The sequence below is a fragment of the Priestia sp. TRM10 genome (genome assembly GCF_057808375.1).
Genome location: NZ_JBJZOT010000013.1, coordinates 865,175 through 891,788, shown reverse-complemented (window position 1 = coordinate 891,788; position 26,614 = coordinate 865,175). Strand labels below are relative to the sequence as shown.

The 26,614-nt window shown below is 35.9% G+C and carries 24 protein-coding genes and 2 other annotated features; of the genes, 9 read left to right on the top strand and 15 right to left on the bottom strand.

The window, feature by feature from the left end; translation table 11 throughout:
* The first annotated feature begins 365 nt into the window (after nt 1–365).
* A complete protein-coding gene (locus tag ACK3CR_RS15695) occupies nt 366–566 on the top strand; it encodes a cold-shock protein (RefSeq protein ID WP_019395379.1) in 201 nt (66 codons plus the stop codon).
* Between the two features lie 175 nt (nt 567–741).
* On the opposite strand, the gene ACK3CR_RS15690 is transcribed toward ACK3CR_RS15695, so the two are convergent.
* Nucleotides 742–1,035, bottom strand: coding sequence for a hypothetical protein (locus tag ACK3CR_RS15690; RefSeq protein ID WP_243511373.1), 294 nt, complete (start codon nt 1,033–1,035; stop codon nt 742–744).
* Between the two features lie 127 nt (nt 1,036–1,162).
* On the opposite strand from ACK3CR_RS15690, the gene ACK3CR_RS15685 reads away from it, so the two are divergent.
* The gene (locus tag ACK3CR_RS15685; RefSeq protein WP_040057914.1) at nt 1,163–1,603 is read left to right on the top strand and encodes a DMT family transporter; all 441 of its coding nucleotides are present in this window, start codon (nt 1,163–1,165) and stop codon (nt 1,601–1,603) included.
* A 21-nt stretch (nt 1,604–1,624) separates the two neighbouring features.
* Here the strand turns inward: ACK3CR_RS15685 and thrS are convergent, their stop codons facing one another.
* Nucleotides 1,625–2,821: a threonine--tRNA ligase gene (gene thrS, locus ACK3CR_RS15680; RefSeq protein ID WP_488975720.1), complete on the bottom strand. Its 1,197-nt coding sequence runs from the start codon at nt 2,819–2,821 to the stop codon at nt 1,625–1,627.
* 43 nt (nt 2,822–2,864) lie between these two features.
* Nucleotides 2,865–3,095: a binding site (T-box leader), on the bottom strand.
* A gap of 35 nt (nt 3,096–3,130) precedes the next feature.
* Nucleotides 3,131–3,362 (bottom strand) — a binding site (T-box leader).
* Between the two features lie 428 nt (nt 3,363–3,790).
* Here thrS and ACK3CR_RS15675 point away from each other — a divergent pair.
* Nucleotides 3,791–4,303 (top strand): DIP1984 family protein, encoded by a 513-nt coding sequence (locus tag ACK3CR_RS15675; RefSeq protein WP_243511380.1) that lies wholly within the window; start codon nt 3,791–3,793, stop codon nt 4,301–4,303.
* A gap of 242 nt (nt 4,304–4,545) precedes the next feature.
* Here the strand turns inward: ACK3CR_RS15675 and ACK3CR_RS15670 are convergent, their stop codons facing one another.
* Complete coding sequence (locus tag ACK3CR_RS15670; protein ID WP_243511383.1) at nt 4,546–5,328, bottom strand: hypothetical protein; 783 nt, start codon at nt 5,326–5,328, stop codon at nt 4,546–4,548.
* Between the two features lie 340 nt (nt 5,329–5,668).
* On the opposite strand from ACK3CR_RS15670, the gene ACK3CR_RS15665 reads away from it, so the two are divergent.
* Nucleotides 5,669–6,865 (top strand): macrolide family glycosyltransferase, encoded by a 1,197-nt coding sequence (locus tag ACK3CR_RS15665; protein ID WP_243511386.1) that lies wholly within the window; start codon nt 5,669–5,671, stop codon nt 6,863–6,865.
* 41 nt (nt 6,866–6,906) lie between these two features.
* Here ACK3CR_RS15665 and ACK3CR_RS15660 read toward each other — a convergent pair whose 3' ends face one another.
* The 5 genes from ACK3CR_RS15660 to ACK3CR_RS15640 form a co-directional block, all read right to left on the bottom strand.
* On the bottom strand, nt 6,907–8,079 hold the full coding sequence (locus ACK3CR_RS15660; protein ID WP_488975719.1) for an iron-containing alcohol dehydrogenase: 1,173 nt from the start codon (nt 8,077–8,079) through the stop codon (nt 6,907–6,909).
* Nucleotides 8,080–8,249: 170 nt separating this feature from the next.
* Nucleotides 8,250–9,581: a D-serine ammonia-lyase gene (dsdA, locus tag ACK3CR_RS15655; RefSeq protein WP_488975718.1), complete on the bottom strand. Its 1,332-nt coding sequence runs from the start codon at nt 9,579–9,581 to the stop codon at nt 8,250–8,252.
* A gap of 30 nt (nt 9,582–9,611) precedes the next feature.
* On the bottom strand, nt 9,612–10,724 hold the full coding sequence (menC, locus tag ACK3CR_RS15650) for an o-succinylbenzoate synthase (RefSeq protein WP_328124829.1): 1,113 nt from the start codon (nt 10,722–10,724) through the stop codon (nt 9,612–9,614).
* A 78-nt stretch (nt 10,725–10,802) separates the two neighbouring features.
* Nucleotides 10,803–12,044 carry an MFS transporter gene (locus ACK3CR_RS15645; RefSeq protein WP_488975717.1) on the bottom strand — a complete coding sequence of 414 codons (1,242 nt, stop codon included), beginning with the start codon at nt 12,042–12,044 and terminating at the stop codon, nt 10,803–10,805.
* Complete coding sequence (locus ACK3CR_RS15640; RefSeq protein ID WP_328124833.1) at nt 12,044–13,447, bottom strand: M20/M25/M40 family metallo-hydrolase; 1,404 nt, start codon at nt 13,445–13,447, stop codon at nt 12,044–12,046. Before ACK3CR_RS15640 ends, ACK3CR_RS15645 begins: the two co-directional genes overlap by 1 nt.
* Before the next feature lie 274 nt (nt 13,448–13,721).
* Between ACK3CR_RS15640 and ACK3CR_RS15635 the strand changes: the two genes are divergently transcribed.
* Nucleotides 13,722–15,014, top strand: coding sequence for a transcriptional regulator (locus ACK3CR_RS15635; protein WP_243511448.1), 1,293 nt, complete (start codon nt 13,722–13,724; stop codon nt 15,012–15,014).
* 71 nt (nt 15,015–15,085) lie between these two features.
* On the opposite strand, the gene ACK3CR_RS15630 is transcribed toward ACK3CR_RS15635, so the two are convergent.
* Together ACK3CR_RS15630 and ACK3CR_RS15625 are read right to left on the bottom strand one after the other, a co-directional pair.
* Complete coding sequence (locus tag ACK3CR_RS15630; protein WP_488975716.1) at nt 15,086–16,525, bottom strand: aldehyde dehydrogenase family protein; 1,440 nt, start codon at nt 16,523–16,525, stop codon at nt 15,086–15,088.
* 351 nt (nt 16,526–16,876) lie between these two features.
* A complete protein-coding gene (locus ACK3CR_RS15625) occupies nt 16,877–17,023 on the bottom strand; it encodes a hypothetical protein (RefSeq protein WP_243511456.1) in 147 nt (48 codons plus the stop codon).
* Between the two features lie 180 nt (nt 17,024–17,203).
* On the opposite strand from ACK3CR_RS15625, the gene ACK3CR_RS15620 reads away from it, so the two are divergent.
* Nucleotides 17,204–18,781, top strand: a complete 1,578-nt coding sequence (locus tag ACK3CR_RS15620; protein WP_488975715.1) for a PTS sugar transporter — start codon at nt 17,204–17,206, stop codon at nt 18,779–18,781.
* Between the two features lie 16 nt (nt 18,782–18,797).
* Here ACK3CR_RS15620 and ACK3CR_RS15615 read toward each other — a convergent pair whose 3' ends face one another.
* On the bottom strand, nt 18,798–19,238 hold the full coding sequence (locus ACK3CR_RS15615; RefSeq protein WP_243511461.1) for an Lrp/AsnC family transcriptional regulator: 441 nt from the start codon (nt 19,236–19,238) through the stop codon (nt 18,798–18,800).
* A 174-nt stretch (nt 19,239–19,412) separates the two neighbouring features.
* Between ACK3CR_RS15615 and ACK3CR_RS15610 the strand changes: the two genes are divergently transcribed.
* Nucleotides 19,413–20,042 (top strand): YitT family protein, encoded by a 630-nt coding sequence (locus ACK3CR_RS15610; protein ID WP_328124838.1) that lies wholly within the window; start codon nt 19,413–19,415, stop codon nt 20,040–20,042.
* 33 nt (nt 20,043–20,075) lie between these two features.
* Here ACK3CR_RS15610 and ACK3CR_RS15605 read toward each other — a convergent pair whose 3' ends face one another.
* Both ACK3CR_RS15605 and cspD read right to left on the bottom strand, forming a co-directional pair.
* Nucleotides 20,076–20,447 (bottom strand): hypothetical protein, encoded by a 372-nt coding sequence (locus ACK3CR_RS15605; protein ID WP_488975714.1) that lies wholly within the window; start codon nt 20,445–20,447, stop codon nt 20,076–20,078.
* A 301-nt stretch (nt 20,448–20,748) separates the two neighbouring features.
* Nucleotides 20,749–20,949, bottom strand: coding sequence for a cold-shock protein CspD (gene cspD, locus ACK3CR_RS15600; protein ID WP_019395360.1), 201 nt, complete (start codon nt 20,947–20,949; stop codon nt 20,749–20,751).
* A 322-nt stretch (nt 20,950–21,271) separates the two neighbouring features.
* On the opposite strand from cspD, the gene ACK3CR_RS15595 reads away from it, so the two are divergent.
* Entirely contained in the window at nt 21,272–21,700 is a 429-nt protein-coding gene (locus ACK3CR_RS15595; RefSeq protein WP_488975713.1) for a cell wall hydrolase, read from the top strand.
* A 50-nt stretch (nt 21,701–21,750) separates the two neighbouring features.
* On the opposite strand, the gene helD is transcribed toward ACK3CR_RS15595, so the two are convergent.
* Nucleotides 21,751–24,066, bottom strand: coding sequence for an RNA polymerase recycling motor HelD (gene helD, locus ACK3CR_RS15590; protein ID WP_243511486.1), 2,316 nt, complete (start codon nt 24,064–24,066; stop codon nt 21,751–21,753).
* A gap of 553 nt (nt 24,067–24,619) precedes the next feature.
* Here helD and ACK3CR_RS15585 point away from each other — a divergent pair.
* A complete protein-coding gene (locus ACK3CR_RS15585; RefSeq protein WP_113765948.1) occupies nt 24,620–25,918 on the top strand; it encodes an MFS transporter in 1,299 nt (432 codons plus the stop codon).
* Between the two features lie 41 nt (nt 25,919–25,959).
* Here the strand turns inward: ACK3CR_RS15585 and ACK3CR_RS15580 are convergent, their stop codons facing one another.
* Nucleotides 25,960–26,583: a pyridoxamine 5'-phosphate oxidase family protein gene (locus tag ACK3CR_RS15580; RefSeq protein ID WP_488975712.1), complete on the bottom strand. Its 624-nt coding sequence runs from the start codon at nt 26,581–26,583 to the stop codon at nt 25,960–25,962.
* Nucleotides 26,584–26,614: the final 31 nt, after the last annotated feature.

The following is a 26,614-nucleotide window of genomic DNA, read 5'->3' as shown; positions in this document are numbered from 1 at the left end:
ATTTATAAGAAGTAGAGTATGATTTTTCGTAAAAATCACTTGTTACTGTAATAATGATTCACTTCCCAAAAAAATTTTAATATTTCACAAACCCCCTTAAAGAAAACGTTTTATACCCTTCTAATATAATATTTTTCTTCAATTTCAAAACATATCTCAGAGAATAAAATCCCTTATATTTTTAAAAATATAAATTTATTTTACTTTTATCTCTTTTCTTTCCTTGTAATTCCTCTTTCTTTCTGTTAAAGTTAAGAAGAATTATTTTTGTTCGGAAACAATCTAGAAGTTGAGTAATTTTCGTCTTAAGATTTGGACAAGGATAGTATTAACGTATGTGCACAATGCACGAGGAGGCAACAACTATGGAACAAGGTAAAGTAAAATGGTTTAATGCAGAAAAAGGTTTTGGATTCATCGAGCGTGAAGGTGGAGACGACGTATTCGTACACTTCTCTGCAATCCAAAGCGAAGGTTTCAAATCTTTAGACGAAGGTCAAGACGTAACGTTTGAAGTAGAACAAGGCCAACGTGGACCACAAGCAACTAACGTTGTAAAAGCATAATTATAAAAGCAGACTCCTCTGAGTCTGCTTTTTTTGTGCATTCATTCAAGTAAAAAACCCTATTCACAGTGAATAGGGTTCGTTAAAGCAAAAATAGTAATGTGTAAAGCAAATGGTATGCTTAAGTATAGCACAAAAATTCGCGCTGGTGTTTTATTTTTATAGATTTTATTTTTTACATATGACCTTTTATAAAAGGTGCCACAATAATATAGAGAGAGAACACAACTACAATCCAAAACATAGCAGACTTGATGAGTGTATTCCGCTTTTGAAATATTTGTCGAACTGCCGTATAAAGACAAAATAAAAGCAAAGAAACGCCAAGCCACACAACTCCCTCATGACCTCTATAAGAAATCCCTTCACTTTCATATATGTTTTTCAACATAGTTGTTGTTAGTAACCATCCAACGATAAGACAAAGAACAAGTTCAAAAATAGCTCTTATATACATTTTTTTGCGCATCAGCCAAAACCTCCTCTTACAAATTTACCATAAATGTTCGCTCCTTTCCTAATGAAGCAAAAACTCTCTATTTTTCAGAGCAAAAATGCTGTACGATAAAGAGGATGTGAAAAGGAGATGAAACGTTTTGGCTCTTATCTTAATTTTATTTGCTCTTATTGCCGGGATGGCTTTACCAACACAGTTTAGCATCAATGCTCAGCTTCGTCATGTTGTTGGGTCCCCTGTTGTTGCTTCCACAATTTCTTTTATTGTCGGAGCTCTAGCGCTGCTCATCATTTCCATAAGTGGAAAAGGGCTGCAAGCTAAAAAAGAATGGCTACATGCACCATGGTGGGTATGGACTGGAGGACTTCTTGGCGCTTTTTACGTTGTAGCAACCGTTATTCTTATTCCGCGAATTGGCGCAACTGCTACTGTTGCTTACATTTTAGGCGGGCAGATGATTGCTTCTGTACTTATTGATCATTATGGACTTCTTGGTGTTCATACTCATCAGTTAAGCCTTCCTCGGTTAGCAGGTGTAGGGCTCGTTGCTCTAGGGGTTATTATTATTCAAAAGTTTTAGGACAGGAAGAACTCTAAATATTTAGAGTTCTTCTCCGATTAGCTCTATAGCTTCTTCTACTTTCATCATTCCTTTATTTTCATTGCCTCGTTTTCTTACAGCGACAGCATTCTCATTCTTTTCTTTCTCTCCGATTACAAACATATACGGAATTTTCTTCATTTCCCCTTCTCTAATTTTTAGACCTACTTTTTCAACGCGGTCATCTATTTCAACTCTGTATCCTAATCCTTCTAGCTTTTCTTTTACCTTTTCTCCGTACTGAAGCTGAGCATCATTAATAAGTAAAATCTTCACTTGAACAGGCGCGAGCCAAAATGGAAAAGCACCGTTATAATGTTCAATCAAAATGGCCATAAAGCGTTCGATAGAGCCGTAAATTGCTCTGTGAATCATAACAGGATGATAAGATTTGTTATCTTCCCCAATATATGTGCATTGAAATTTCTCAGGCATTTGAAAATCAAGTTGAACTGTTCCACACTGCCAGCTTCGTCCTAAAGAGTCTAAAATATGAAAATCAATTTTAGGGCCGTAAAAAGCTCCATCTCCTTCATTTACGCTATATGACACACCTTTTTCTTTGAGTACACTCTTTAATGTTTCTTCTGCTTTTTCCCACATATTGATTTCACCCATAAAATCTTCTGGTCTTGTTGAAAGTTCAACTTTGTATTGAAAACCAAAATGAGTATAAAACTGATGAATCAAAGTTAAAATATCAGCTACTTCACGATGAATTCCCTCTTCTGCTACAAAGATATGTGCATCATCTTGTGTGAAAGAGCGTACACGTAAAAGGCCATTAAGCGAGCCTGACAGCTCGTGTCGATGTACAAGTCCAAGTTCTGCATAGCGAAGCGGTAGTTCACGATAACTTTTTCTTTTATGATTAAATGTTAACACTGCTCCTGGACAGCTCATTGGCTTAATTGCGTAATTTTGCTCATCAACACAAGTAAAATACATATTTTCTCCGTAGTGGTCCCAGTGTCCTGATTTTTCCCACATTTCTTGTTTCATCATAATAGGTGTTTTAATTTCTTGATAACCTGCTTTGTAATGTGCTTTTTTCCAATAATTTTCGAGCTCATTACGTACAATCATCCCATGTGGTAAAAAGAACGGCATTCCTGGTGCTTCTTCCATTGTTGTAAAAAGATCAAGCTCCATTCCTAGCTTTTGGTGACTTTTTCTTTCCTTTGCTTGTTGTTCCATCTCTATTCCTCCTTAAAAATAAAAAGACCGCACTCATCCCAATATAAGGGACGAGTGCGGTCGTGGTTCCACCCTAAGTTCCATAAAGCAGCTGCTGCTTTATGCTCAAAGATTTGATAACGGTTTATTCCGTTTGCAGATACTCTAATCATTTATTTCCCTGCAAAAGCTTAAAGGTGGTAAACGATTTCTTTTTCTTAAGAGCTCTCAGCAGATGCTCTTTTCTCTGTAAAGAAAAAATGATAATCATTCATGTCCTTTTCATCGCCTTTTATAAAATTTTATACAAAAAACCGCACTCATCCCAATACAAGGGACGAGTGCGGTCGTGGTTCCACCCTAAGTTCCATAAAGCAGCTGCTGCTTTATGCTCAAAGATTTGATAACGGTTTATTCCGTTTGCAGATACTCTAATCATTTATTTCCCCGCAAAAGCTCAAAGGTGGTAAATTGTTTTTCTTTCTTAAAGGCTCTCAGCCAAAGGCCCTTTTCTCTGAACAAGAAAGGTAAAAACAATTCGTGTCCTTTTCATCACTAAATCATTATTCGACGTTATGTTGTAGTGATTATAGCGAACATCTTTTTAAAAAGTCAAGTTTTTTTAGAATCAGCTACATCTTTTTATAAAGAAATGAGTTTTAGCACAACTTTCCTTTCTTATCTTACTCACTAGTTAGGATATGAAACCCCTTTTGTAATGATAAGACGCATTACCATCTAGGAGAGAATATTCAAATATTTCACTATTCAAAAGAGGATTTTATGGTAAAATATATCTAAAATGCTATGAAATGTATTATATTTTTTTAGAAGGCGTAGTTATGACTTCTTATTTCTTTATCGTCTTCTCTTCTTGGAAAATTTCCGGCTCCCTATTTTCTGCCGTTCTTTTTCCTAGTATATTTTATGTTGTTCTCTTTAAAAAGCAAACTAAAAAATAAAAAATGAGAAAGAAATGGAGAATATAAGATGGCAACTATTTCATTAGCTGAAGCTGTAAAATTAAAAAGCGTTCTATCTTCACGTATTCATGAACTAGAGGAAGAAATGGATCGTGTCGCTTTTGTAGAAATTGAAAAAGATCAAAAGCCACCTAAACAGTCTCGTACGCTAGAACACGTTGAAAATGATGTAGAAGAAGTAAGAAGAGATTTACGTTTACTTGATCGCCTTATGTATGAAGCAAACGTACAAAATAAAGTTATGTTTGATGAAACTTCACTTACAATTGTAGAAGCGATTGAGCTCGCTACTCAACTTAGAGCCAAAGCACGTAAATATAAAGCATATGCTTCATCTTCTATTGAAGAATACCAATACTATGGAGATGGAGTACAAATTGTTAAGCTTGCAATGTTTGATCCAGAGCAATATCGCCTAAAAGCTTTGGAAGCAGAAAAAAGAGCTAATCGTTTATCAAACAGCATTAATGCTAAAAATTACGCTGTTTATCTTCCATTTGATGGCGATAAATATTTTTAAACCTTGAAGCGGTGAGACTCCCTTCAAGGTATAGAAGGAGAAACCTCCCAAAATAAGTTTGGTTCATGTGATGGATTTAGCAAAACCAATGACTATTGACCAATCACACTTTTACCTTTTACAAATAACCAACTTTTGCAATTGTGGTCGATGACCGTTCCTTTTCGTTTTATCTCCTTCTATGAGAAAGAACTCCCCTTCCTTTGAAGGCGGAGTTCTTTTACAAAATAGGCGAAATCTTATTAACGTAAAACTTTGAATGTCTCTTCTCCTGTCTTAGAAGAAATTATAAATTGTATTTTTTCATCTTCCTGCCCTTTTCCTTGGAGAATAATCGTTGCTCGATAATCACCTTCCCATATGACAAGTACATTGCGTGAGGAAAGCGCATTTCCATTGTTGAAAACAGGACGTTTTATATAAACTAAGGAATGACCTCTAGCCTCTATCATTGAAGGACCAATAAACGCAGGCTTTCCCTTCTCAAAAACTTCTATTTTATTTATATTCCTTGGAGAATGACTTTCTACAATCAGTGTTTCTTGCAAATAATATTGATGTGAATAATAGCCCGTGAAAAGAATAAACGGAAGAAAGGCGAGGATACAGAAAAGAACGAGCACTTTTCTTTTCCTATTAACTCTCGCTTGACCTTTATCTCTCTTGTCATTGACCTCTTTAAAACGATTTTCTATGTATTTTCTTATCCACCATACAAGCGAGTGAATGAACCAAAAAAATAAGTATATATAAGCAAACATAAGCGTATATCCTAACAAAGAATGATCGTAAATATGATCTATGAGTCTTCCTATCTCTATGTGACCTTTCTCTAGTGCTCCTCTATCATGGCCAATCTTAATAAAGATAGCTGTCAAAACAGTCAAGAATGATGTTTTAACTCGGACTTTAAAAAAGAGTTGGATAAGGGCTATAACAAGAGAAAGCAACGGAAGAATTTGAATGGATAGCATCGTTACAGCAATCGATCCAAAGTAGGCCACAGAGCTGATATAATCTAACATTAAAAACGACCTCCCAAAATTTATGAGCGTTGAATATGTTCCTATACTAGTTTTTTAATTTAGCTCATCACTTTGGAATAAAACAAAATGGATTTCCGCTTCTTATTAGAATAGAAATCTATATCAATCTACATTTTTATTAAAAATAGCTTTTATTTAATACTTAAATTTTAACACAGTGAAATCCATTTCAACAAAGAATATTAGGTTAAACCATCCTTTTTTGTAAATATTTTTTTGTTGACACCGTATTATAAGAGTGTTATTTCTATCCTTTTCAGTTGTAAAAGTAAACAGAGTTCGTTACGATAAAAGAGAACAAAGAAACGGAGTGAATATAATGGCAAATATTTTAATGGTGAATTTTCCTGCTGAAGGACACGTAAATCCAACCCTTGGTATCGTAGAAGCTTTCAAAAAACGAGGAGATAACGTCCATTATGTTACAACCGAACGCTTTAGAACCCGTCTTGAAGGAGTCGGCGCTTCTGTACATACACATCCTGATTTAGTAACAGGTGTCTCAATTAAACCTTTCACACCTGAAGGTCTTAACGCATTTTTAAATATTCAAGTTAAAACATGCCTTCATGTTCTTGACATTGTTAGTACTTTAAAACAAAATATTCAATTTGACTTTGTTTTTTATGATAAGTTTGGTGCTGGCGAACTTGTACGTGATTATTTGAACATTCCTGGAGTTGTATCTTCTGCATCCTTCTTAATGCCTGAAGAGCGTTTAGAAGCCATCCCTCTCCATCCAAATAACGCTGCTAACTTTCTCCCTAGCGAGGAAGTTCAAAGCAATATTGATAAATTCGAGAGTGAATATGGCGTCAAACTAAAAAGCCTTCTTCAGCTGATGAACAATCAGGGAGAACTAACCGTTGTGTATACAAGCGAATTTTTCCAACCTACGAGAGAACTGTTTGACAGCACGTGTCACTTTATCGGACCAAGCTTCCCTAATCGAAATGTAGAACATTCTTTTCCACTTTGGAAGCTTGAAAATGAAAAAGTGATCTATATCTCAATGGGGACTGTATTAGATGATATCGAAGGATTTTTCAACAAGTGCATTGAAGCTTTTTCAGATTTCGATGGAAAAGTGGTCATCGCAGCTGGTGAAAGAACAGATTTTTCAAAACTAAAAGAAGCACCTGAAAACTTTCTTATTTTCAGCTACGTGCCACAGCTTGAGGTTTTGAAAAAAGCAGATGTTTTTATTACACACGGAGGAATGAATAGTGTTAATGAAGGCATTCATTTTGAAGTACCACTTGTTGTAATGCCTTTTGACAAAGATCAGCCAATGGTCGCACAGCGCCTTGTTGAGCTTGAGGCAGGATATCGAATCGAAAAAGAGACGGTCACTTCAGCTGTTTTAAGAAATGCTGTCGAAGAAGTATTAAAAGATGAAAAGTATAAAAGAGGAATTGAGGCTATCAAGCGAAGTTTTGAAAAAGCGCCAGGACCTGTTAGAGAAGCAGAAAGAATTATTGGTTATATGGAAGGAAAGCTTTCTGTTTCATCGTAAAATATGCAATAAAAAACCTCCAGCTGGGCTGGAGGTTTTTATTATAGCGATGCATGAAGAATAGAAAGTACGTCTTCCTTTGTCAGCTTTTTAAAGTTTCCAAATCCACCATATTCCATTTCACGAGCTGCAATTTCTGCAATTTCTTCTAGTCGATCATCGCCAATATTGTAGTCTGCTAATCGAGATGGCGCTCCTAGACTTGACCAAAATGCACTTAGCTTATCAATTCCTTCTAGTACAATTTCTTTATCTGTTTTTCCTTCTGTTTCCATTTCAAACACATTTGTCATAAGACGTTTCATACGGTCTACGTCTTGATCAATCGTATGTCTCATCCAGTTCGGGAATAGAATAGCAAGTCCACCTGCATGTGGAATATCATATACAGCAGATACCGCATGCTCAATTGTATGAGAAGCCCAATCTCCGAAGTACCCCATTTGAAGCGTACCGTTTAAAGCAATTGTGCCTGAGTATAAAATCGTTTCGCGATGCTCATAGCTTTCAAGATCTTCAAGCAATTTTGGAGCTGTTTCAATAACCGTTTGCAGTACAGAATAGCACATACGGTCTTGTAGCTTTGTATTTTTGACATTGTGGAAATATTGTTCAAAAACATGACTCATCATATCTACCATGCCATACACTGTTTGATCACGAGGAACAGAGAACGTGTTCACAGGGTCTAAAATAGAAAACTTTGGATGCGTTACTTCGCTACCCCATACATATTTCTCATTTGTTTCCCAGTTTGTGATAACAGAGTCGGGATTCATTTCAGAACCTGTTGCTGCTAAAGTTAGCACAGTGCCAAATGGCAATGCTTTTGTAGCTGTTACTTTCTTATTGATAATATCCCATACGTCACCATCATATACAGCTCCTGCTGCAATCGCTTTGGTGCAGTCAATTACGCTTCCTCCCCCAACAGCAAGCAGGAAATCAATTTTCTCATTTTGACAAATTTCAATTCCTTTTCTTACTGTCGATAAACGTGGGTTTGGTTCTACTCCAGCAAGTTCAAATATGCTAGCTTCCGCGTCATTTAGAAGGCTAATCACTTTGTCATATAAGCCATTTCGTTTAATACTGCCGCCTCCATAAACAAGCAAAACATTTTTTCCGTAGTTTTTTAGTTCCTCTGGTAAAACGTTAAGCTGATCTTTTCCGAAAATCAATTTTGTTGGGTTATGATACGTGAAATTTTCCATATGTATAATCTTCTCCATTTTATAAATTTGCAAGCACTGTTATAAATTGTGCACAGGTGTGCTATTATAAACATTCTACTGCAAGAATTCAAGGAGATTGTTTGAAGTTGTCCAAAACTTACATAATAAAAAAATAAGAAGGCTATTTTTGATAGCCTTCTCGGATAAAACTACTTATGGGTTATGACTTTTCCTTTTTCATAGTAAGAGTACCAAATATCTTCTGGTACCATGTTACCTCCTGTACTCCACGCAATATGGGTTGCTTTTTCTAACTGACCGGCAACAAGATGGTTTCCCTTATTCCTATGTAAAACGATCGGACCAGCTATTCCAGCTGCTGCAGATGGTTCTACTTTAATCGCTTCTTTATCTTTTAAGAGATGCAACAAAGAAAACAATTCATTATCTGATATTGTATATACACCACAAATTAGATGTTCTAAAAACTCTCCAATAAACCGAGAAGGCCTCCCAACTGCAAGACCATCTGCCTCTGTTTGGTTATCTAATCCAAAGTCTTGTACACATATATCACTATGTTGCTTCGTCATAAGTCCAAGTAACATACATGGAGAATGAGTAGGCTCAACAAAGAGACAATGAACGCTCTGTCCAAATACGGTCTTCAAACCAAATGTAATACCTCCAGGAGCGCCGCCTACTCCACAAGGTAAATAAACAAAAAGCGGATTTTCTTTACTAACTGTTATACCTTTTTCCTTTAACTGCTCTTTTAATCGTAATGCAGCAACAGCATATCCTAAAAATAAGTTTCTTGAATTTTCATCATCAACAAAATAGCTTTTCTCATCTTGAAGAGCCTGTTTTCTCCCTACTTCTACTGCTTTGCTATAATCATCACTATGTTCTACTACCTTCGCACCTTTACTTCTTAATAAATCTTTTTTCCACTGTTTGGCGTCTTTAGACATATGGATAACCACATTAAATCCTAATATAGCTCCCATAATTCCTATACTTAATCCTAAATTCCCTGTTGATCCACAGACAATAGAATAATTGGAAAAGAAAGATTTAAATTGAGAGTGAGAAAACCTCGTATAGTCATCATCATGCTGAATCATATTATTTTTTATTGCCAAATCTTCTGCTAGCTTTAAAACCTCATAAATGCCGCCTCTCGCTTTTACTGAACCTGATATGGGAAGTTTATTATCTTCCTTTAAAAACATCCCACCATGTATAGACACGTTATATCGGCTTTCTAGTTCTGATTTCATAGAAACTATATTCGTTAAAGGAGATTCAATTATTCCGCCCTTCTCTTCTGTCTCTGGAAACACTTTTGCAATGTATGGAGCAAAACGTTCTAGCCGCTGTTCGGCTTCTAGAATATCCTTTTCACTTAAAGATAGATTGATTGTTGCTTCATCATCCATAAAATAGTCGCCATTTAGCCATAACACTTCTTTATAATTCATAATTTGCTGTACAAGGAGATTTTTTCTCCAAGTCTCGGCTATATTTGTTGATGGCATCTTGCTCACTCCTTTCTACATATAAAACAATTATCTTACAAACTCTTTCTTTTCATAAGTGAATTCCTCATACAAAGATGAAATGGGTTGAAAACCTATTCCCTGCCCTTTTGGCACTTCAATCATACTATTTTGATTAATAACAACTTCAGGAGAAACAAAGTCTTTTTCCCAGTAACGGTTTGATGCAGGAATGTCACCTGGAAACTTAAAATTTGGTAGAGTTGCAACAGCAATATTATGAGCGCGACTAATACCTGTATCTAGCATTCCTCCACACCATACAGGAATGTTATGATCAGCACACAAGTCGTGAATTTTTTTTGTCTCTGTTAATCCTCCTACACGTGCTACTTTAATATTAATAGTCTTTGTGCTTCCTAACTCAATAGCTTTTTTCGCATCTTCTACAGAATGAATACTTTCATCTAAGCAAATTCTTGTTTTCATTTCCTTTTGTAGTTTTGCATGGTCCACAATATCATCATGTGCTAAAGGTTGTTCAATCATTAATAAGTTTAAATCATCTAGCTGTTTTAGTAGTTCTATATCCTTTAAAGAATAGGCAGAATTCGCGTCTGCCATTAACATAATATTTCCAAACTGTTTACGAACCTCTTCTAAATAGGAAAAATCTTGGCCTGGCTTAATTTTAACTTTTACACGGCGATACCCTTCTTCTAAGTGACCTTCTATAACGCGTAAGAGGTCATTTGGAGTTTGTTGTATTCCAATACTCACTCCTGTTTCAACTTGCAAACGCTCCCCACCTAGAGCTTTCCATAATGGCATATTGTTTTCTTTAGCATACAAATCCCATACAGCACAATCTAAGGCTGATTTTGCCATCTGATTTCGCCGGATATGAGAGAATAGTTTATTAATTTCCTCCGGATGATCAATCGTTCGCTTTTCAAAAAGAATAGGAATCAGATAGTCTTTAAGAATGTGCCAAGCCGTTTGATTTGTTTCTTCATTATAAAAAGGAAAAGGGAGAGCTGAACAGTCACCATATCCTACATAGTTTCCAGAATAAACTTCTGCCACAATAAAGTCTCTTTCTTTTATAACTGCAAAGCTAACCTTAAACGGCTTTTTCAATCTCATTTTCATTTTTCGCAAGACTACTTTTTCAATTTCCATTTTCGTCCTCCTAATGTTCATATCCTCTATCTGTTACTAAAAATAAACGTTTCTCTTATCGCAGAGAAAGTTTGACTATTATGAAACAGTAGGCGTTGGAGCATCGTCTATCTCGGTTGCCTTTCGCACTCTTTGAATCGTTAAACCTGAGATAATGGAGAGTCCTGCTGACGCAATAAGAAACCAAAAAGCTGCGTCATATGAGCCATTAAATGCGCTAATTAAAATTCCAATCATAAGCGGTGAGACAAATCCAGCAGATTGACCACCAAGATTGATCATTCCGCTTGCTGAACCAATAATACCTTTTGAAAACATTTTCTGAGGGAGAGCTGTAACTGTTGCAAAAACGAAAGATTTGAAGAAATAAACAAGAGCTTGAAAGGTGATAACCATTGCAACAGAAGAAGCATTATACATGAGGTATAGGAAGATAGCTGTTAAAGATGCGCTAGAAATTAACAAATATTTTTCCTTGCCGCTAAAATATTTGTCCATAATCCATCCACCCATTGTCATAGCAATTCCTGCTGCAACAAAAGGGAGCGGAGTTAAAATCCCAATTGCTTTTAGATCCAAATTACGTACATTCATCAAATACGTTGGCATCCAAGAATCTAGGCCCTTATTGACCATACTTAATCCAAACCAAGCAATAACAAGTTGCCACATAAGCGGCATTTTTAATAGTTGTTTTAAAGACGTTTTCTCTACTGTTTTTTCACTTTGTTTTTCTTCTTTCTGTACAGGAGACTTTATGAAAAGCCAATAAAATATCACGAAAACAACCCCTGCTGCTCCAATAATAAAAAATGTTTCTCTCCATCCTAACAATAAAATCATCGGAGCAATAATAAGGGGAGCAAAAGCACTTCCAACATAGTTAGAGGACATCAAAATAGAAGCCATTCTAGGTCTCTCTTTTTTAGGGAACGTTTCTGCGATCCCCTTTAAGCTAGCAGATGGATATGCTCCTTCACCAATTCCAAATAAGAAGCGTATAACAACTAGTGAAGCTAATGACCAAGACAGTCCAGTGAATATTGTAAAAATAGACCAAATTAAAATAGCACTGATAATAATCTTTTTTGAACCGAATTTATCAGCAAGCCACCCGCCTGGTAGCTGCATAATGGCATAACCAATAAAAAAACTGCTTAATACTACTCCAAGCACCGTTGTACTTAAATTAAACTCACTGCCAATGGCGGCAATCCCGATGTTAATTGCAGCTCGATCAATATAAGAAATACACCAACCAAGAAATAAAAAAGCTAAAACCGAGTATTTGCCGGACGATTTGGCAGGTGAGTTATGCATTAGAGCATTCCCCCTTTATCTGTTGAAATTGCGCCTTCCTTCTTAAGGTCTTTTTCATAATCTCCTAGCTTCTGAATGACGTAGCATGTACATTTTATTCCGTTAAGAAAATAATCAATTTCAATATTCTCATTTGGCGAATGATTTCCTTGATCGAAATTTGCATATGGAACAAGGATAGATGGCAATTGCAAAACCTCTGTCCATACATGGTCTGGCAAGCTACCTCCAAGACTTGGCTGTATAATAGGCTCTTCATTATAAGCCTCTCGCAATGCTTCTGTTACAACTTCAACACATTTCAATTCTGCTGACGTTCGAGAAGGTTTAAAAGAGCCAACTCTCTTAACATTAATATCTGGAGCATATTTTTTTACATGAGTACAAAATTTCTTATAGATATCATCAGGACTTTGATCAACAACAAGACGAATATCCATCTTTAATGTCGCTTTAGAAGGAATGATTGTTTTAGCTCCCTCTCCTGTATGCCCACTGTGAATACCACATATATTAAACGTTGGTTCCATTGTTAATTTACGATAGTACGTCTCTCCATCCATTTTCAAGTCAGGATAACCGATTTTTTTCCCTATTTCCTCTTGATCATAGGGAATAGATTTTAGTAGCTCTGTCTCTTTTGGGGATAGAGGTAAAATATTATCGTAAAATCCTTCAATTAATATTCGTCCAGAAGAATCTCTCATCGTTGATAGCAAATCGAAAAGTTTCCAGACTGGATTCGGTACAATATTCCCTTTGTTACCTGAATGATTATCCCACTCTCCTCCCTTAGCTGTAAGTTCGAGATAAAGCATTCCTCTCACACCAAGCAACATAAGCGGCGCATCACTTTCGTGAGAAGAGCCATCAGAACTATATACGAGATCTGCTTTTAAAAGCTTTTTATTCTCTTCTACAAATGAAAGAAGATTGACGCTCCCATTCTCTTCCTCTCCCTCAAAAACAAATTTAATATTAATCGGCAATTCCCCTACGGCATCTAAATATGTTTTAACAGCTAGCACATGAGCCATTAGTTGTCCTTTATTATCTCCTGCACCGCGACAATAAATTTTCCCATCTCTAACTGTCGGCTCAAATGGAGGAGAAACCCATTCATCAAGCGGATCTGGAGGCTGGACATCATAATGTCCATAAATTAAGAGAGTAAAATTATTTTTACTGTTCATTAGCTCTCCATATACAACAGGATGACCGTCTGTTTCAATAAGACGTGTATCAATACCTATTTGATTCATCATTCCTTTAAGTAAAACTGCACAATCCCTTATTCCTATATCTTGAGCACTTATACTTTTTTGGCGAAGTAAAGTAAACAATTGATTTAAATATTCTTCTTTTCTTTCTTTAATTATTGCTGAAACGTTTTTTAAGGTCATTGCACATCTCCCCTTTTTTTCGTTAAATGTAAAGTTTTCAATCAACCTTTACTAGATCGGAACTAACAACCTTTGATTTTAGGAATATAAAACCATTAATTTGACGTTATATTGTCGTTAAATGATCCGATAAAAGTATTATAAATAATTTTCAGAATATTTACAATATTATTTTTTAGTATGTTATTCGTAAACGCTTTTATTTTTCTTCCAAAATTTTATAATTTGTTTTATGATGACATTATTACATACTAACGTTGAGAAGGGGAAAATAATGATACGTATTGCTGTTATTGGTTCTGAACAACTTGTAAGACATGTGTTAAAGACTAAAAAAGATGATATCGAACTCGTACCATGCATATATAAAACTCCTGAGGAAGCCCCTACTCTCGTCAAAGAAGTAAAGAACGATATTCATGTGTTGTTTTTCGCAGGTCCCATTCCTTACTTTTTATCTCAGCAAGAAATTCAAAAAAGTAGTCTTCCCTCTGTATATATTCCATCAGATGAATATAGCATTATTTTATCCTTGTATCATATTCGTTATATTTTACAAGAAGAAACAAAGAGAATTTCTATTGATATATCAGACCAAGATTATGTATATAACGTGTTTGATGAGCTAGATATAAGTAAAGACTCATTATTTGTTAAAGAATATGAAGGAAACTATAACCTCGACTCACTTGTAGCCTTTCATTACAACCTTTGGAAACAAGGAAAAGTTGACTTTGTTCTTACAAGTGTTGAAGCTGTATATGTGAAATTAAACGAACTTGGCGTAAAAAGTATGCATATTATTAAACCCCAAAAAAACATTTCTGATGCTCTAGATCGCGCTATTGATCAAGGGAAAATTAGAAATAGTAAGAAAGCACAAATTGTTGTAGGTCTTGTTACAATTGAAGATTCTTCTTATTCTCTTCATAACGCTGAAAGTGAGCTTCATCATCTCCCATCGATGAAAGCCTACCAAATATTAAAAGAATTCGTAAAAAAGATTAATGCATCCCTTTTACAATTAGAGGAAAATCAATTTATTCTTTATGCAACAAGGGGCGCTATAGAGAGCATAACAAATGGTTATAGTGAGCTTCCTATCGTAGCTGAAATGGAAAAAAGCCTAGAGGTTTCAGTCAGCTTTGGGTTTGGATTTGGCTTAACAACAAAGGAAGCACAGGAAAATGCCAATATTGCTCTTTATCATTCAAAAAATTCAGTACAAGGAAAAGCTTATGTTGTGACAGATAAAAAGGTAGTCATTGGTCCTTTAGACAGTCAACCTCAGCAATATGCCTTAAGAAGCATGGATGAAGATATTCTTTCAATCTCTAAAAAAACAGGGATAAGCGTATCAAACGTAAGCAAAATTGTAGAGTTTCTAAATTTCCATAACTTTAATCATTTCTCAGCAAATGACCTTTCTGATTATTTACATTTAAGCAAACGAAGTGCTGAACGGATGCTTAAAAAACTTCTGGATCATCATTTAGCTCAAATTGTAGGAGAAGAACAACCTTACCAAAAAGGAAGACCTCGCTCTATCTATAAAGTGAATTTTTAAATAAAATTCTTGTAAACTCTAATTTCATTGCAAAAAAAAGGAAGGAGAAAATCTCCTTCCTTTTTCTATTCTTATGCTTTTGCAGGTACTTTAACACCAAATACAGATTTTGGCTCAAGGTATTCTTCAACTCCAAATACTCCCCATTCTCGGCCAATACCAGATTGTTTAAAGCCCCCAAATGGTGCGCTGCGATCTTGTTCAGCATCATTTACAACAATTTGACCTGCGCGAATGTTTTTAGACACATAATCAAGAGTTTCTTGATCTTTACCAACTACATAGCCTGCTAGACCATATATAGTATCATTCGCAATTTCTAATGCTTCATCAAGGTCTTTATACGTGATTACTGCTGTTACAGGTCCAAAAATCTCTTCTTGGGCAATAACCATGTCGTTTGATACATCTGTAAAGATTGTCGGTTTCACATAATAACCTTTTTCTAATCCATTAGGTTTTCCTGTACCACCTGTAAGAAGCGTTGCTCCCTCATCAATTCCTTTTTCAATATAGGATTGAACACGATCCCATTGCTTTTTAGCTACAAGAGGACCTGTTACAACATTTTTGTCTAATGGATCTCCGACTGGGAATGATGGAATAGCTTTTTTCATTGCTTCCTCAAAATCTTTCTTCATAGATTCTGGGATGATAATACGAGTTGCTGCTGTACAAACTTGTCCAGAGTTTAATGAAATATGAGACACGGCAATTTTTGCAGCTTCTTCAATATCAGCGTCATCCAGGACGATTAATGGAGATTTACCGCCAAGTTCTAATGCTACTTTTTTAATTGTTTTCGCTGCATTTTGCATAATTTTTTCACCAACACCTGCAGAACCTGTAAAGGATACAAAGTCAATATCAGGGTGTGAGCTAATGCCGTCTCCGATTGTTCTGCCTGTACCATTTACAAGGTTAAACGCTCCTTTTGGTACCCCAGCTTCATCAATAATCTCAGCAAGGATCATTGCCGCAAATGGTGTAAGCTCAGCAGGTTTTAATACCATTGGACTTCCTGCTGCGATGGCGCTCGCAATTTTTGTAGATGTTTGGTTTGTTGGAAAGTTCCATGGTGTAATAAGACCGCTAACACCGATTGTTTCTTTAATTAATTTGTAATTCCCACGATCTTCTTCAAATTTATAGTCTTTTAAAGCTTCCGCCGTTTTCTTGAAATGTGCAAGACCCATTTCATAATGAACTTCCCTAGAAATTTTAAGCGGGGCGCCAAGCTCGTCCGTCATTACTTGTATAAGCTCGTCTTTACGTTTCTCGTATCCTTTTGCAATATTCTCAAGCAGTTCAATTCGTTCTTCTCTTGATGTTCTTGAGAATTTTGGAAGAACTGCTTTTGCCGCTTGAACAGCTTTATCTAAATCCTCTTTTGTTCCTAGGCTAATTTGTCCGATCGATTCTTCTGTTGCTGGATTGATAACATCTTCTGTTTCGTTACCTGTTGATTCTACCCATTCACCATTAATAAAATGTTTTAAGTTTGTATACATAACTACATCTCTCCCTTTTCAAATTACTCTTTTCTATTTTCAAATGTTATCCTGTTATAATGTTGTCTAGTCTTTGTTTACCCGTCTTTATACATTTGAAACAAGAAAATTGGAAAAGAACTGCTTGATGTGCTCTTATACTAAGGCTAGTATCCTTTTAATAATAGGACGCAAAAGACAGAACATCCCCTATTGGTTAGAAGTTTGACATTTGATCTATGATTATAAAAATGCCTAGCAATAAGACATTAAGAATTACTAAAGTTCCATAAAAACCACCCAAATTCGAAAGAAATAAAGATAGAGTAATAAAAAGAATGGTTTCTATACCAAACAACATCACAAGAGCCCCTACTCTCTTTGCAAGTTTTTTTCGTTTCGAGGTTTGAAGATGACGTTATAGCCTGCAATGAAATCAACCTTTTCTCGTTTCCCAATCTTAACTCCTATATAAATGATAAAAATACTCATAAGAATAACGAAAAACAGCTTAATCATAAAAAAACACCCTCTTTACCCTTTAATTTTCATTTTAATCTTTATACGATTGTTCTCTTCTTTTTGTTTCCCCTGCTTTAACTTTCTTTTCTATTTAAATTTTTCAGAAATATCTTTCATTTTACACTTTATCGTAGTAAACTATTAGAGTGATAAAACAGTAAAGGTTGGATAACAAATATGAAAAAGATTTTTGTATTGGCAAGCAGTGGGGGCAATTTATATCATCTAGGTGGCAGCAGTCCAGATCAATTGATGAAAGAATTAAATACACAAGTAAAAGAAGCTGGTTTTGTAATTGAAGGGGCTCAATTTATCGCAACAGATGCTTCTATGGATTCCCTAAAAAAGAATACAAGAGCACGACTACTCGAGTGGAATCAAGAAAGTGAACAACTGACGCTCGTTTTAGAAGATAGTTTAGAAGCTGTTAATGAAAAGGCTAAAGAAATAGATCAAAAAGTTGCTAAAAATATTTATGCGGGAAATATTGACGGTGTTATCGCTATGAGTGCTGATCCAAAAGGGGCAAACAAATTAGCTGCTAAAGCGACAGCTGAAAAAAAGATTCCTCTTGTTGGAACAGGAGGAACATCAATGGCAGCCTTCGGATCACTCGGAGCTCGTATTATTTCCCAGTCAGGTACAACAGGTACTTCAAACAAGACAAGAGCAATTGGCTTTGTTACGTCCCTTTCTAAGCATTGGGGTGTAAAATATCGACCAGTGCTAAACGAAAAACAAAATAAGAATGATTTATCTTCTAGAAGCAAAAAGGTGAATTTTAGAAGCATTATGACCTCTTCACTTCCTGCTTTTATCTCTTTAGCTATTATTTTAGCATTAAGTAAAATTCCAGGCCTTGAGAAAGTTGAAGATATATTTGACTTATTAATTGCGGCTCTTCCTGTTGTAATTGCGGTTATTGCAGCTCGCCAAATAGCTGACTTAGATGAAATATCAATTGTGGCTGGTGTTGTGGCTGGAGTGATGGCAACAGATAGCGGCATCTTAGGTGGGTTACTTGCAGGAATTTGTGCAGGTTATCTTGTGCCAGCTCTGTTCTCCCTTTGTACAAAATGGCGCTTTCCTACCACAACTGTTAATATTGTCGCAGGTGGATTAGGAGGACTATTGCCTGGTCTTGCTGTCTACTTTATTCTTGGTCCTATTGCTCTCAAAGCCGGCAATCTTATCCGAAACACGATTGAAAGTATGATTGATTTTAATCCAATCGTAGCTGGAACTCTAGCAGGATTGCTCATTTGGCCGGCTATTTTAGCTGGTATCTATCATGCCGCTATTTTACCTATTGTTATTTTGGAAATGGAGAAAACAGGAAACAGTTTTTTAGGATCTGTCGATATGGTCGGACTCGTTATGGTTGCAGCTGGTATTAATCTTGCGAATATTATCTTCCCTAAAAAACGCGGGGAATCCGCAGCAGCAGCTCCCTCATTCCTTATCAACATTGGATTTGGAACGTTTGTCGAGTCTGCTTATCCATTTATGTTCGCAAGCAAACTAGTCTTTATCGGAGCACTCCTTTCGTCAGGGATTGGGGGGATGATTGTTGGGCTTTATGACTTACGTGGTACAGCTTACGTTCCTTCCGTTATTGCTCCGTTCCTATCCAATCATACATCAGGATTTATTATTGCTATGATTGTTTCTTTACTCGCTTCCTTTATTTTTACAGCAACTGCAAATAAGCTAGAAACTACACAATCAACTAAAAAAGCTAGCGCGTTTTTTTAAAAATGCGCTAGCTTTTTTAGTCTACTTCTATTTTCAAGTGACGGTGAGGTACGGGAGAAGCTAGAATAACGGACGTTGTTAACATGCCAAACGGCATAAGTCGATCAATTAACATCCTCATTTTTGCCATATCCGGAACAGCGGCTTTTATAATATAGCCTGACGTACCTGTTACGCGATGAGCTTCGATAATTCCCTCCTCTTTTTCAATAAACTTTTCAATCTCGGCTGGAGACTTTTTTAAATCCCCTATTTGGATAAAAAGCTGAATATCTAAACCAACCTTACTTAATGAAATGCGCGCACTAAATTCTTCAATAATTCCGCTATGTTGTAAACGATGAAGGCGCTCTGAAACGCTCGGTCTGCTAAGAGCTAACCTTTTGGAAAGTTCACTAACGGTCATGCGACTATTTCGCTGCAAAAGTTCTAAGAGTTTTACATCAATTATATCCATATGAACAACTCCTTCAAAATAAAAACAAAAATTCAAAATATATTTCAAAAGAGAAAGTATATACTTTTATTCCCTTCCTTTTGATATGCAATTCTTCTCTCTGTCATCATATCATTAAATTGTGAAGTATCAAACTATTCTTTTTGAAATAAAGAAAGCTTTTGAATGGAGGATATGATGAAAAAACTTTTTAACATTTTACTCGCTTGCCTTCTTACAGGAACCGGCGTTATTATTTTAAATCATTCACATGTTGTAACAGGAGGAACTGCAGGTTTGTCGTTGAGCTTGGCGTATCTTTCCGACGCCCCTTTTACGATTTTATTTTTTCTTATTAACATTCCCTTTTACATTTTTTCCTTTTTTAAAATGGGCATGAAGTTTACAGTTACAACGATTTGTGCTGTAACACTGTTATCTTTGATAACAGCTGTTAATCCCTTTCTCCCTTCTTTTGAAATTCCAAGCATCCTCGGGGCTGTAATTGGTGGAGCAGTAATTGGCCTCGGATTATCTTTTCTTTTTATAAACAGCGCTTCTCTTGGTGGATTTAATATTGTAACTCTTTATTTTCAAAAGCGATTTCAACTAAATCCAGGAAAAGTAAATTTTTCGCTTGATTTTACTGTTGTTTTATTGAGTATGTATAGCATTGGAATTTTCAAAGGGCTATGTTCCGTTGTTTCTATTGCTGTGACCTCTTTTATCATAGGCTATTTCAAACGTCAAATCGCAGCTAGTAGCAAAGAACAAGCTATACAACCTTCGATAAAAATGCCTTTTCAACATAAAGCAGAAGCTTAAAAAACCGAGCATAAAATCCGGCTCGGTTTTTTCTTATTTTTCGCAATATTTATGATAGCTTTTTTCAAACTGCTTGAGCTCTTTCTCGTTGAAAATGCGCTGCACATATAAATTCAAAAGTTCTTCATCTGTTAAGGGAGCATGAGATGATTTGGTGATTTGTTCTCCTGAATACTCATAGGAATGCGTTTTCCCTTCATATTCAAAAAGATCCCATCCTGTTCTCGTTGCGTATAGCTCCCGATTTTTTGTTAATACATCAAAACCACCGCGAATTTTTCCTTCTTCAACTTCCGCTTTAATCATAGGAACGCCAGCATAATCTTCATGATATGTTGTAGATAGCGAAGCAAAATTCTCTTGAACAGTTTCTCTCAATTTTTTTATATCTTGCAATTCTAACATGTCTTATCACCTCTGTTACAGCATTTCCCCTATTACATTTAACTTGAAACCTCGCAATGCGCTAGAGCTACTTTGCAAGGCTTCTCTTCCATGTAATAATGACTCTTAGAAGAAAACAGGTCTATATCAATAAGGTGAAGCTTTGAAAATGAGTTCTTTTATTCTGAAAATGTAAATTAGAAGTATTATCGGGTAAGGTTATACTGTTTTTCATATCGGAGAATCAAAATAAAAATGTCTCTATAATAAATAAAAGCGAAGGAAACGTATTTCCTTCGCTTTTAACCATAATTTTATAAAATTATGCTTTAACTACGTTAGTAGCTTGAGGTCCGCGGTTGCCTTCTTCAACGTCGAAAGTAACTTCTTGACCTTCTTCTAAAGTTTTGAAACCTTCGCCTTGGATAGCTGAGAAATGTACGAATACATCGTCTCCACCTTCAACTTCGATGAATCCAAAACCTTTGTCTGCGTTAAACCATTTTACTTTACCGTTTTGCATGAAAAAATCCTCCTAAATAACTGTACCTATATGTACAATATCCTATTATAACCATCTACTTATAATCATAGTCAATTAAAAAAGCTGCAACAGAATCTGGAGATTTAACCTTGCTATCCCCTCTTCAGTTACAGCTTATTTAAATCTCTATATTATTAAAAGTAAAATGGTTTAGATAAACTATAACACGTTAACCAAAAAAAAGCAAAAAATATCGCAAACTTTTTTTAAAAATGTAGAATTGTGCCTGTTTCTCTAAAGGTTCATGAGACAATCGTGCAAAAACATAAAATAGAATAACCAAGATCACGGAGGTGAATAAATGGGTGTTGTAAAAGCAACAAATGCACATATTGATCTTCTCGCCCGCTTGCTTAGAGCAGAAGCGGAAGGTGAAGGACAACAAGGAATGCTTCTCGTCGGAAATGTCGGGATTAATCGAATTCGTGCAAACTGCTCTGATTTTAAAGGGCTTCGGACAATTCCTCAAATGATTTATCAGCCACATGCTTTTGAAGCTGTAACACATGGCTATTTTTATCAAAGAGCACGTGAAAAAGAAAGAAGATTAGCTCGTCGCGTTATCGGTGGAGAATTTCTATGGCCTGCTCGGTACAGCCTTTGGTATTTCCGCCCTGAAGGAAATTGTCCTGCAACATGGTATGATCAGCCGCTTGTTGCTCGCTTTAAGAGTCATTGCTTTTATCAACCAACAGCTGAAACATGTGGAAGTGTGTTTAGTACATTTTAATAACAAACTAAAAAGCTCAAACTACTGTATTTGAGCTTTTTAGTTTTCTTCTATTCTTCTCTATATGTTTCTTGATTTGCTTGTTGAATAAATGAGCTAACAGGACCTCTTGAGAAAATACAAAGTTCGTGCATTGCCCTTGTACAAGCCGTATAAAACAGATTTCTTTCAAACTCTTTCTCATACTTATGAGAAGATGCATCGTAAACAATCACAGCATCAAATTCGATTCCTTTTGCTAAATAAACAGGTAAGATAATCGTTCCTTTTTGAAAAGAATAGGTTTCCTCATCCATAAGCTGAACGTGAAAAAGACTCTCTAATTCCTCATAAGCTTCACGACTTTCCCGAGCTGTTTTACAAATAATCGCGATTGTCTTATGCCCCTTATCAATAAACCCCTTTACATAATCAGCAATCTTCCTATGATGAGAAGAATCGTCAACTTTACTAATGACAGGCTTTGGTCCTCTTCTGTTAAAAGGCTCTATTTTCTCCCCTTCTTGAATTAACGGCTTTGTAAATTCCACAATTTCTCTTGTTGATCTATAGCTTTTTAAAAGCGTCATTTCTTCTCTTTCTTCCTCGTTATAAAGAGTCGGTGACAGCAATGTTTCTCCATTTATCGAATGAGCATAAATCGCCTGATTCTTATCTCCTAAAATTGTCATTTGGCATCGCGGAAAAAGCTTTTGAAACAGCATAAGCTGAAACGGCGAGTAGTCTTGTGCTTCATCAATGAATAAATGTTGAACAAGAAGGTTGCGTCTTTGTCCTTGAAGCTTTCCGAGGAAATATATATATGGAGCTGTATCTTCATACGGAAGATGCTTTTTACGCAAGTTTTTTAAAGTATAAGCTTTTATTTTCTCCCATTCACCTGGAACAGGAAGCCCATTCACTTTGAAAAGTTGCTTATAAAGAGCAACATCATCAATAAATTTCAATTTTTTCACTGCCGCTCTTAGCGGTTTGAAATACTTTTTAACAATCTTTCGAGAAAGTCTCTTTTGCTCTCGTTCAAAATCATTAAACGTATTTTCTGAGAACTCCGCTTCTCTTTGAAGCTGATCATAGACATTCACGTAATCTTCTGTTTCTAAAAGTTCACTTTCCTCTAGTGCCCATTCTTCTTCCCTTTCTTCTCTTTCTTTCTTTGAAAGCTCTGTTAAAAGCCACTCGACAACAAGGTTAATTCGATTTGGAATAGATATTGAAGAATCAAGAGAATAAAAGTAAGCTTTTATTTTAACAGCATGAATGAGCATTCTACCGCGAAAACGAATATGTTTAAAAATCATATCTTGTTCTTTAAGATGGTCAATGTAAGCATCAATAAGCTTTTGAAAAGAAAGCGTTGCTTTATATTGAATGCCTGCTAACTTTGCTTCATAAAAATCAGTTTCCTCATATGATAAAACATATTCAAGCTGTTTGAATGGATTTTCTATTTTAAAACGACCGCCAATCTCTTTTTCAACATATTCACGATATGTGGTCTGTTTAACATTATCTTCTCCAAGTTCTGGAAGTACCGTTCCGACATAGCTGCTAAAAAGCGGATTTGGGGAAAATAGCATAAGATTTTCAGCTGTTAAATGATGAAGATGACGATATAATAAATAAGCTACACGTTGAAGAGCAGCTGATGTTTTCCCGCTTCCCGCTGCACCTTGAACAATTAAATAGCGACTTTTTTCATTTCGAATGAGCGCATTCTGCTCTTTTTGAATTGTAGCCACAATCGTCTTCATATGTGTTGAAGCATTGTTTCCAAGTACTTCTTTCAACAATTCGTCCCCTATTGTTACTCCTGTATCAAACATACTTGTAATTCTACCGTTTTTTGTAATGAATTGTCGTTTCAACAACATAGAGCCTTCAATACTTCCCTCGACTGTTTCATACTTAGCATAGCCTGGTGAATAATCATAATAAAGACTCGAAATAGGAGCTCTCCAATCATAAATAAGAAAATTTTCTTGCTTTTCATCCATTAAAGAAGAAATGCCAAGATACACAATATCTTTGTCTTTCTCCCCGTCTTCGCGAAAATCAATTCGACCAAAATACGGAGCATCTTTTAATCTTGACAGAGTTTTAAATCTTTTATGTAACTGACCGTGAGTGCGCTCCCGCTCTGAAAGCATTTCAGCCTGTTGCTTTATACTTGCTAACGTTTCAACAGCATCTTCATCATTCTCAATGTTTACTGTTACATCATCCCAAAACGTTTTGCGCAAATGGACTACATCTGTTTTTAAATCTCCTGAATAAGAAGTAATCGTATTAAGCTGACGTTCAATTTCCTTTTTTACTTTCTCTATTCTCTTTTCTTCAAATTTACGTTCTTCACTTTTCTCCATTTTGTTCTCACGCCCTTAAAAAGTTTGACATTTAGATGAACTTATTATATAATTAAATTGGATAAGTTTATCTTTGTATATTTTTGGTGTATCCTTACCTATGATAACCTATTTAGACTATATTAACAATAAGCAAATGGCAGAACAGCGCTGTTCTGCCATTTTGATTTTCTTCTGCTAAATAATAAACTTGCGAATTAGTTTCTTATTTCCTCTTAATCTTCACATTATTTCCTCGCTTTCACTTAACGTAATCCCTAATACAGAAACTTTATCATCTTCAACTTAAAAATCTCGATTACTTGTTCAAACTCAAAGCCCGCATCTTGTAATCAAATCTTTCGCTATTGCTGCTAGCATCCCCTGATATTGAAGCGTTTTTAATATCTTCCTTGCTTTTTAACTATTCTCTTATAGAAAGACTCTAGGCTCCTTTTAATTCCTCAACTTTTAAAAAAAGGTACCGATACAGTCCCTTAAATGGTAAAATGTTGTGTAATAATAACGAAAATTCTAAAAAGTCGTTATTATCATTTTAGAAAGGAGCGTAGCAATGAATCCATCCGAAAATATGTCAACAAAACGTATTACAAGCAATATTTTTAAAGGCTCTGTCGGGAACTTAATTGAATGGTATGACTGGTATGTTTACTCAGCTTTTGCTATTTATTTTTCTTCTCAATTTTTCCCTCAAGGTAGCTCGACAAGTCAACTCTTAAACACAGCAGCCATCTTTGCTGTTGGGTTCCTTATGCGTCCGCTTGGAAGTTTAATTTTTGGACGCTATGCAGACAAGTATGGGAGACGAGCTGCATTAACGCTTTCCATCACAATTATGGCAAGTGGATCTTTGATTATCGCGTGTACACCGAGCTATGAAAGTATTGGAATATTTTCTCCTATTATTTTAGTATTGGCTCGTCTTCTTCAAGGACTTTCACTTGGAGGAGAATACGGAACATCTGCTACATATCTCTCTGAGATGGCAAGCAGCGGACGCCGTGGCTTCTATTCAAGTTTTCAATATGTAACTCTTGTTGGGGGGCAAATGACCGCACTTGGCGTGCAAATCATTCTTCAAAATACGCTTTCTGAAAGCGATATGCTTGCTTTCGGATGGCGAATTCCGTTCGTTATTGGTGCTATTGGTGCACTAAGTGTTCTTTGGCTCCGCCGGACAATGGATGAATCTGAACAGTTCACTAAAACAAAAGAGAAATCAAAACATCCTAAAGAAGCAGGAACGTTAAAACAACTAATGAAACATCCTAAAGCAGTCTTAACGGTTGTTGGACTAACGCTTGGTGGGACAGTTGCTTTTTATACGTATACAACATACTTACAAAAATTCATGATCAACACAACAGGATTAGAAAAAGATGTTGTTAGTATTATTAACTTTGTTGCTCTTCTCGTTTTCATGATTTTACAGCCGCTCGCGGGAGCACTCTCTGACAAAATTGGACGTCGCCCTCTGCTTATGTTTTTTGGAATCGCAGGAACAATTTTAACAGTACCACTTTTCTTTCTTCTCCAAAAGACAAACAGTCCTATCATAGCTTTTCTACTTATGATGGGAGGACTGATAATGGTCACAGGCTACACGTCCATTAATGCCATTGTAAAAGCGGAACTTTTCCCAACAGAAATCCGTGCATTAGGAGTTGGCTTTCCGTACGGAGTCACAGTTGCCGTCTTTGGTGGAACAGCAGAGTTCATTGCACTTGGATTAAAAAATGTTGGAGTTGAATCCCTTTTCTTCTTTTATGTTGCAGGATGTATCGCTATTAGTTTTCTTGTTTACTGGCGAATGGGTGAATCCTCTAAAAACTCCTACATCGAAAAAGAATGAACATAAAAAAGCTTTGAGCTCAATAGCTCAAAGCTTTTTTGCTAATACAGTCGCTTTTCATAGCCTTCTTGAAGACTTTTTTGAATGCTTTCTTCTGTTGTATTAGGAAGCTTAACATGATGTGCTAATATTTTAGCTGCTGATGGATATTTTTTAGGCCAATGTTCAGGTTTCCAAAGAGAAGATCTCTTAAAGGCTTTCGCACAATGAATAAAACATTCTTCAACTTCAACTAAAATACCGATAAGCGGAACTTTACCTTCCACCTCTAGTTGTTTCAGTAATTCTTCATCTTTTACTAAAGTTGCTTTTCCGTTTACACGTAGCGTTTCTCCCATTCCTGGGATAAGGAACAGGAGGCCAACGTAAGGATTTTTTAAAATGTTGCGAAGCGAATCCATTCGTTTATTTCCTCTTCGTTCAGGAATTAATAAATGATTGTTATCTAAAACAGAAACAAACCCAGGTGCATCACCTCGTGGAGAAGCGTCACAAACACTCCCATTTGAAGAAGATAAGATAAGAAACGGTGACTGCGCAATAAAATCACGACAGTGTTGATCAATACAATTAATCACTTTCTTACGAGCCATTTCATTTGGTTCACCTATAAGAGCTAAAAGCTCTCCTTCTGTTTTAACTTTTTGCGAGAAAAGTAACGTCACAAACACTCCCCCTTCACTTCCTCATTTTAAC

What these genes read in the sequence shown, in the direction of transcription:
- ACK3CR_RS15695 (WP_019395379.1), top strand. Translation starts at nt 366, where the DNA reads ATGGAACAAGGTAAAGTAAAATGGTTTAATGCAGAAAAAGGTTTTGGA.
- ACK3CR_RS15690 (WP_243511373.1), bottom strand. Translation starts at nt 1,035, where the DNA reads ATGCGCAAAAAAATGTATATAAGAGCTATTTTTGAACTTGTTCTTTGT.
- thrS (WP_488975720.1), bottom strand. Translation starts at nt 2,821, where the DNA reads ATGGAACAACAAGCAAAGGAAAGAAAAAGTCACCAAAAGCTAGGAATG.
- ACK3CR_RS15675 (WP_243511380.1), top strand. Translation starts at nt 3,791, where the DNA reads ATGGCAACTATTTCATTAGCTGAAGCTGTAAAATTAAAAAGCGTTCTA.
- ACK3CR_RS15670 (WP_243511383.1), bottom strand. Translation starts at nt 5,328, where the DNA reads ATGTTAGATTATATCAGCTCTGTGGCCTACTTTGGATCGATTGCTGTA.
- ACK3CR_RS15665 (WP_243511386.1), top strand. Translation starts at nt 5,669, where the DNA reads ATGGCAAATATTTTAATGGTGAATTTTCCTGCTGAAGGACACGTAAAT.
- ACK3CR_RS15660 (WP_488975719.1), bottom strand. Translation starts at nt 8,079, where the DNA reads ATGGAAAATTTCACGTATCATAACCCAACAAAATTGATTTTCGGAAAA.
- dsdA (WP_488975718.1), bottom strand. Translation starts at nt 9,581, where the DNA reads ATGCCATCAACAAATATAGCCGAGACTTGGAGAAAAAATCTCCTTGTA.
- menC (WP_328124829.1), bottom strand. Translation starts at nt 10,724, where the DNA reads ATGGAAATTGAAAAAGTAGTCTTGCGAAAAATGAAAATGAGATTGAAA.
- ACK3CR_RS15645 (WP_488975717.1), bottom strand. Translation starts at nt 12,044, where the DNA reads ATGCATAACTCACCTGCCAAATCGTCCGGCAAATACTCGGTTTTAGCT.
- ACK3CR_RS15640 (WP_328124833.1), bottom strand. Translation starts at nt 13,447, where the DNA reads ATGACCTTAAAAAACGTTTCAGCAATAATTAAAGAAAGAAAAGAAGAA.
- ACK3CR_RS15635 (WP_243511448.1), top strand. Translation starts at nt 13,722, where the DNA reads ATGATACGTATTGCTGTTATTGGTTCTGAACAACTTGTAAGACATGTG.
- ACK3CR_RS15630 (WP_488975716.1), bottom strand. Translation starts at nt 16,525, where the DNA reads ATGTATACAAACTTAAAACATTTTATTAATGGTGAATGGGTAGAATCA.
- ACK3CR_RS15625 (WP_243511456.1), bottom strand. Translation starts at nt 17,023, where the DNA reads ATGATTAAGCTGTTTTTCGTTATTCTTATGAGTATTTTTATCATTTAT.
- ACK3CR_RS15620 (WP_488975715.1), top strand. Translation starts at nt 17,204, where the DNA reads ATGAAAAAGATTTTTGTATTGGCAAGCAGTGGGGGCAATTTATATCAT.
- ACK3CR_RS15615 (WP_243511461.1), bottom strand. Translation starts at nt 19,238, where the DNA reads ATGGATATAATTGATGTAAAACTCTTAGAACTTTTGCAGCGAAATAGT.
- ACK3CR_RS15610 (WP_328124838.1), top strand. Translation starts at nt 19,413, where the DNA reads ATGATGAAAAAACTTTTTAACATTTTACTCGCTTGCCTTCTTACAGGA.
- ACK3CR_RS15605 (WP_488975714.1), bottom strand. Translation starts at nt 20,447, where the DNA reads ATGTTAGAATTGCAAGATATAAAAAAATTGAGAGAAACTGTTCAAGAG.
- cspD (WP_019395360.1), bottom strand. Translation starts at nt 20,949, where the DNA reads ATGCAAAACGGTAAAGTAAAATGGTTTAACGCAGACAAAGGTTTTGGA.
- ACK3CR_RS15595 (WP_488975713.1), top strand. Translation starts at nt 21,272, where the DNA reads ATGGGTGTTGTAAAAGCAACAAATGCACATATTGATCTTCTCGCCCGC.
- helD (WP_243511486.1), bottom strand. Translation starts at nt 24,066, where the DNA reads ATGGAGAAAAGTGAAGAACGTAAATTTGAAGAAAAGAGAATAGAGAAA.
- ACK3CR_RS15585 (WP_113765948.1), top strand. Translation starts at nt 24,620, where the DNA reads ATGAATCCATCCGAAAATATGTCAACAAAACGTATTACAAGCAATATT.